Source organism: Streptococcus oralis (assembly GCF_023109155.1).
In the GTDB taxonomy this organism is placed as follows: Bacteria; Bacillota; Bacilli; order Lactobacillales; family Streptococcaceae; genus Streptococcus; species Streptococcus oralis_BZ.
Window position 1 is genome coordinate 1 of record NZ_JALDUA010000008.1, and the last position, 5,610, is coordinate 5,610.

5 protein-coding genes are annotated in these 5,610 nt (G+C 39.0%); all 5 read right to left on the reverse strand.

The features are described from left to right. Positions 1 to 2,030: vWA domain-containing protein (locus M1F63_RS10005; protein ID WP_486679355.1), on the reverse strand; the 2,030-nt coding region annotated here is incomplete at its 3' end. Between the two features lie 61 nt (positions 2,031 to 2,091). Beyond that, positions 2,092 to 2,367, reverse strand: coding sequence for a TlpA family protein disulfide reductase (locus M1F63_RS10010; protein ID WP_247941325.1), 276 nt, complete (start codon positions 2,365 to 2,367; stop codon positions 2,092 to 2,094). Positions 2,368 to 3,071: 704 nt separating this feature from the next. Continuing rightward, positions 3,072 to 4,418, reverse strand: a complete 1,347-nt coding sequence (gene glnA, locus M1F63_RS10015; protein ID WP_001122885.1) for a type I glutamate--ammonia ligase — start codon at positions 4,416 to 4,418, stop codon at positions 3,072 to 3,074. 38 nt (positions 4,419 to 4,456) lie between these two features. Further along, a complete protein-coding gene (gene glnR / locus M1F63_RS10020; RefSeq protein WP_000664333.1) occupies positions 4,457 to 4,813 on the reverse strand; it encodes a transcriptional repressor GlnR in 357 nt (118 codons plus the stop codon). Between the two features lie 76 nt (positions 4,814 to 4,889). Further along, positions 4,890 to 5,417: an FUSC family protein gene (locus M1F63_RS10025; protein WP_000119887.1), complete on the reverse strand. Its 528-nt coding sequence runs from the start codon at positions 5,415 to 5,417 to the stop codon at positions 4,890 to 4,892. Positions 5,418 to 5,610 lie beyond the last annotated feature (193 nt).

Sequence of the window (5,610 nt, forward strand, 5' to 3'; positions counted from 1 at the left end):
TGATTGTCATCACCATTCCACATGATGTTCCCTTGGTTTAGGAGACCAAATCCATTACTTTCCTGAAGGAGAGCCATAAATTCTTTACTTGATTGGTTATTACGGTATTGTTCTTTCAAACGAACCTTGATGGTCATCTGAGCTTTCTTCAATACCAAGTAATTATAGTTGGATCCTTTCGCAGGAACATCCGCAACCACGACACTTTGAGAATTACCTTCTGAATCATCTTGACTAACTACACGAGTGGTCCATTTTTCTCCATTTGGTCCAGTAGCTGAACTTTCAACTACTTCCAAACGGTAGTCAAGTGGGTCTGTCAACATGACGTTCTTTTCAAATTCGTAAGCTACGTTATTGAAGTTGTAATCAAGAGTATAGGTGAACTCTTCTGCCTTATCTGACAATTGTGCAGAATAGGCTTTTTTCTTTGTCAAACCAAGCGGATCATCAATTTCTCCCAAGTCATTACTATTATCTGCGTCGGTAATTCTCTTCGTGACACTTGGGTAACAGTACTCGAGTTTTTGAACTTCAACTTCTTCATTACGTCCACCAATCTTACGGGTTGTAAAGTCACCCGTCTTGAAGACACCCGTCAATTCAGGGACTGTAATTATTTCATTCGTTGGTTTGTAATCCTCTGGCGGATCAACTTCATCCTCTTCATTCGTTTCAGGAGCACGAGCTTCCTTACTCAAATCATAGTCGAAATTGTTATCTCCAGGGTTGAAGACACTATCGGGTACATAGATTGTGACATTGTCACCTTCTTGATTGATTCTACCACGAATTTGTTTGGATGGATCTGTGACTTTTTCAACAACAGTCTTGCCATTGATTCGAACAGCATCAACCTTATATCCAGGTGTAACAGTGAACTCACCTTTGATGTCCTCCTTAATCAACGCAGCAGCTACAGATTCTAAAATCTTTTGTGAGAACACATCAATGTTATTTTGTTCATTAACATAGAAAGAAACGTTCTTCCCGTTCACAACTTTGTCTGGTGAAGCCATCGATTGAAGAGCATCATGGAAAATTCCTTGAACTGAACGGTTGTCCCCAATATTGATAGTGTTACCAAAGCCATTCAGATAAGCTGGACCATATTGATAATATTTTTCAGTGAAGTTATCAACACGTTCCCAGAAACCTACAACGACAGAACCTTCTGATCCAACAGCTGCTTTCAGCTGATCACCAGCATCTCTCAACTCCTTGGCACGACTTGTAATATCTTGAGCCGCTTCTGGATAACTATTTACTCCCCAAGCACGTTGGATATCCCATGTTCTTGTATAGCTCTTATCCATTACAACTGTGCTAGATCCTGGCAGACGGTAACCATTGGCTACCCCATCCGTTACCAGGAGGAATACGGTCTTACGACCGTTTTCCATATTGCCCTTGACATGGTTATACTGAGCGATTGTATCTTCGATCGCAGGGACTGTTGGGGTTCCACCATCAACTGCAATATTATCAATAAAGTTATGAACTTTATTTTGATCACTTGTTAAGCCGCTATTTCCATAGGTATAGTGTTTACCAGTTGTGTTTGGATCTGTATATGTATCTGTAGGGTTGCCACTGAAATCGTTATTATTAAAGTAACGCACCTGATCCAAACCTTGGTAAGATGCTACGAAAACTCGGTCAGTTGTCCGAGGGTCGTCAGTCTTAACGAGATAAGGATTTGTCTCATCATATTTTTCTGGGCTAACATATGTTGTCAAACGTTTAAGAGCACGTTTGACACTCGGAATAGTTGATCGGAATGATCCACTCGCATCTTGAAGGATAACTAAGTCGATCGGTTTACGTGGAACTGTCCACTGTGTTTTTTCTGTTTTCTTTACCTTACGATAACATCCATTCTGGATAATTTCTGTGTTCTCTCCTACTTGTCTTGCAGCCCCTTCATCAGCTGATGCACCTCGAGCAAGGAACAGTCCAGCCAATCCTAATGGCACAGAGAGAAACAGAATCATAAACAGAATGGAGACCTTTTTAATGAAATCTCTCATAGTTTTCTCTGAAATCCTATTGCGATTTCTTCTTCCTCCTTTATTCTGAAATAGATGTATGTCAGTCTAGCAGTTCTTGTAACTCTTTCGAGGAATTTTCAGCAGTGGTATGATTTACTAATGCATTCTTTACCAGTTGCTGTTTTGTCACAAGATACATACTTGGTATGGTTTGAACCTGTAAAAGATCGGCTGCGGACTGATCTTCGTCATAATAATACAGGAAAGTATATCCTTTTTCTTTGATATACTGATCAGCAGTTTCCTTTGTTTCTTTTCCTGGTTCGTTCATATTCAGAAGAACAAAATGAATTTGATCTCCATACTTTTCATACATCTGCTGAACAATGGGTAGTTGTTTCTAACAACGAGGACACCAACTAGCCCATTCGCCAACTAATATAGGTTTATCTTACAGTCCTGAACTAGCAATCAATTTTCCATCTTGAGAGGTCGTTTAAAATTCTGGAAGTTGTTGACCTTTTAAACTCAAAGTTGAATTGTTCTCATCACTTGAAGTTGATTGCAAAACTGAAGATGCACCTATATCTTCATCCTTAATGGGTCTAGTGATATAAATTAAACCCACCGTTAAACCTATGGTGACTTCCATCTCTTAAAACAGAAACTACCATCTGTCTTTTTTACACAAAATCTCCTTTCTTATAATAGTAAAATATCATGAATAAGTTTCAAGTAAATAATATATCAACCTATAAAGACGAGAGCTAAACCTCATTCATGTCAAATGATATTTTATCATTTACTAATTAGTATTTCAAGAAATATGTTGTCAAATTGTAAATTTTTTTTAGAATGTTAAAAACCTACTGTTTCATACATTAGAGAGATTTTTGAGATAGAATTACTGGGATCTTATTCTGAGTTTTTTCAGAATATTATTACTTTTTAATCAGCCCAACTAATAATCCATTTTTGCGTCATTTACTATGTTATATATACCAAAAACAACATCAAAATCCATCTAAATATTTGCAATAATAAAAAAGATTGCCCAATCAGACAATCTTTTTTATGTTCTTAATACAAATCAAGATAATTATCAACTTCCCATTGTGAAACAAAGGTCGCATAGCTAGCCCACTCGATACGCTTCGCTTCAAGGAAGCTAGTGTAGATGTGTTCACCTAGGGCTGCCTTGACCACTTCATCTTCTGTCAAAGCTTTCAAGGCGTTATGAAGAGTTGATGGAAGATCAGTAATTCCAGCTTCCTTACGCTCTTCTGCTGTCATGATGTAGATATTTTCTTCGATAGGAGCTGGTGCTTCGATTTTGTTTTCAATACCATGCAAACCAACTTCCAAAAGAACAGCCATAGCGATGTATGGGTTTGCCATTGGGTCCACCGAACGCAACTCGAGACGAGTTCCCATACCACGTGAAGCTGGTACGCGCACAAGTGGCGAACGATTACGACCAGCCCAAGCAATGTAAACAGGCGCTTCATAACCTGGAACCAAACGTTTGTATGAGTTAACTGTTGGGTTCATGATGGCAGTATAGTTGTAAGCATGCTTGATCAAACCACCAAGGAAATGGTAGGCTGTTTCAGACAACTGCATTCCTTTTGGATCATTTGGATCAAAGAAGGCATTGTTTCCTTCTGCATCAAACAAGGACATATTACAGTGCATACCTGATCCAGCGATACCAAATTTTGGTTTCGCCATAAAGGTTGCGTAAAGACCGTGTTTGCGAGCAATGGTTTTAACAACGAGTTTAAAGATTTGAATCTTGTCACAGGCACGGAGGACTTCATCATACTTGAAGTCAATTTCATGTTGTCCAACCGCAACCTCGTGGTGACTCGCTTCTACTTCAAATCCCATTTTGGTCAAGACATTCACAATTTCACGACGTGTATTGTCCGCAAGGTCAGTAGGCGCCAAATCAAAGTAGCCACCCTTGTCATTTACTTCAAGTGTTGGATCCCCATTTTCATCCAACTTAAATAGGAAGAATTCTGGTTCTGGACCAAGGTTGAAAGATTTGAATCCTACTTCTTCCATATGACGAAGTGCACGCTTCAGATTACCACGAGGGTCACCTGCAAAGGGTTCGCCTTCTGTTGTATAGACATCACAGATCAAACCTGCAACACTTCCATTTTCATCTCCCCAAGGGAAGACTGTCCATGTATCCAAGTCTGGGTACAAGTACATATCTGACTCATTGATACGTACAAAACCTTCAATAGAAGAGCCATCAAACATGGCTTTGTTTGACAAGACCTTATCTAACTGTTCATCTGTAGCAGGAATTTCGACGTTTTTCATGGTTCCCAGAATATCTGAAAACATGAGACGGATAAAGGTAACATTTTTTTCCTTGACTTCACGACGAATATCTGCAGCTGTGATTGGCATGGGTTTTCTCCTTAATATATATGACTACTTGCGATTGCCTAACCGCGACCAAAGGGTGACCGTACTGAAGCAAAGCGCCCCTGCTGGAGGAGTTCATTGTGAAGTGCACGACGCACTTCCGTCTGACTCACGGCTTTCTTGGACTTCGCCTCGCGTTCAGCATATTTTTTCTTAATCGCAGCAATATTATGACCTTCAGAGATATAATCTTTGATTTCAAGCAGACGATCCATGTCATTCAACGAATACATGCGACGGTTCCCTTCGTTTCGATCAGGTTTGATCAACTCTTGATCTTCATAATAACGAATCTGACGCGCCGAGAGATCGGTCAATTTCATAACACTGCCGATAGGAAAAACAGCCATATTTCGGCGAAATTCTCTTTCCTTCATTTACAATTTCCTTCTTCCTGTCTATTATAGTCTAAAAAAAGACATACGTCAACGAATAATGTCATAAAATGTAACATTATTTTCTTTTTTTCTCCCAAAAGAGTTTCAGTTGCTCAATATCATAATTTACAAGGATTGCAACAAAAACTCCCATAAATGTTTCAAATACGCGCGCAAACACGTACAAAAATGTTTCTCCGCTTGGTATTGATAGGGTAATAATCAACATAGCCGCCACACCACCGATAACTCCTGCCTTGTTGTTCATGGCGACATTTGTCATAATGGTTAACATGGTGCAAATCGGAACAACTAGTAAGGTTACCCAAAAGGCTCCATGAAATAAAGTGTTTAAGAGGAAAAAGACAAGGGCGTAAAAACCGCCAATGCTATTTCCTAAGATACGCGAAGTTCCAAAATGGACACTCTTATCAAAGCTCTCTCGTAAACTGAAGACCGCTGTTAGTGCTCCGATTTGAAGCCCCTTCCAGCCAAAAAAACCAAAAATCAAGAGAACTATAAATACGGCAATCCCCGTTTTGAAAGTTCGCATACCAAGCTTGAACTGTGACTTATCAAATTTATATTTTTTAAAATAACTCATAATCTCAACTTTCTACTACCATTTTAACATAAATTAGTTGATTTTATGAGTGAAAATCAATAGGAAGCGTTTTTAATTTAGGGGTACAAAAAAGAGGAAACAAAGTTCCTCTTTTTTATTTAACTTTTAGAGCTTACTTGCTTTCATCTTCTTTCCGTTTCAACTGACCAAGTCCTAAAACTCCTACTAAAGC

Coding starts and splice junctions, on each gene's coding strand:
- glnR (WP_000664333.1), bottom strand. CDS start 4,813: ATGAAGGAAAGAGAATTTCGCCGAAATATGGCTGTTTTTCCTATCGGC.
- M1F63_RS10025 (WP_000119887.1), bottom strand. CDS start 5,417: ATGAGTTATTTTAAAAAATATAAATTTGATAAGTCACAGTTCAAGCTT.
- glnA (WP_001122885.1), bottom strand. CDS start 4,418: ATGCCAATCACAGCTGCAGATATTCGTCGTGAAGTCAAGGAAAAAAAT.
- M1F63_RS10010 (WP_247941325.1), bottom strand. CDS start 2,367: ATGTATGAAAAGTATGGAGATCAAATTCATTTTGTTCTTCTGAATATG.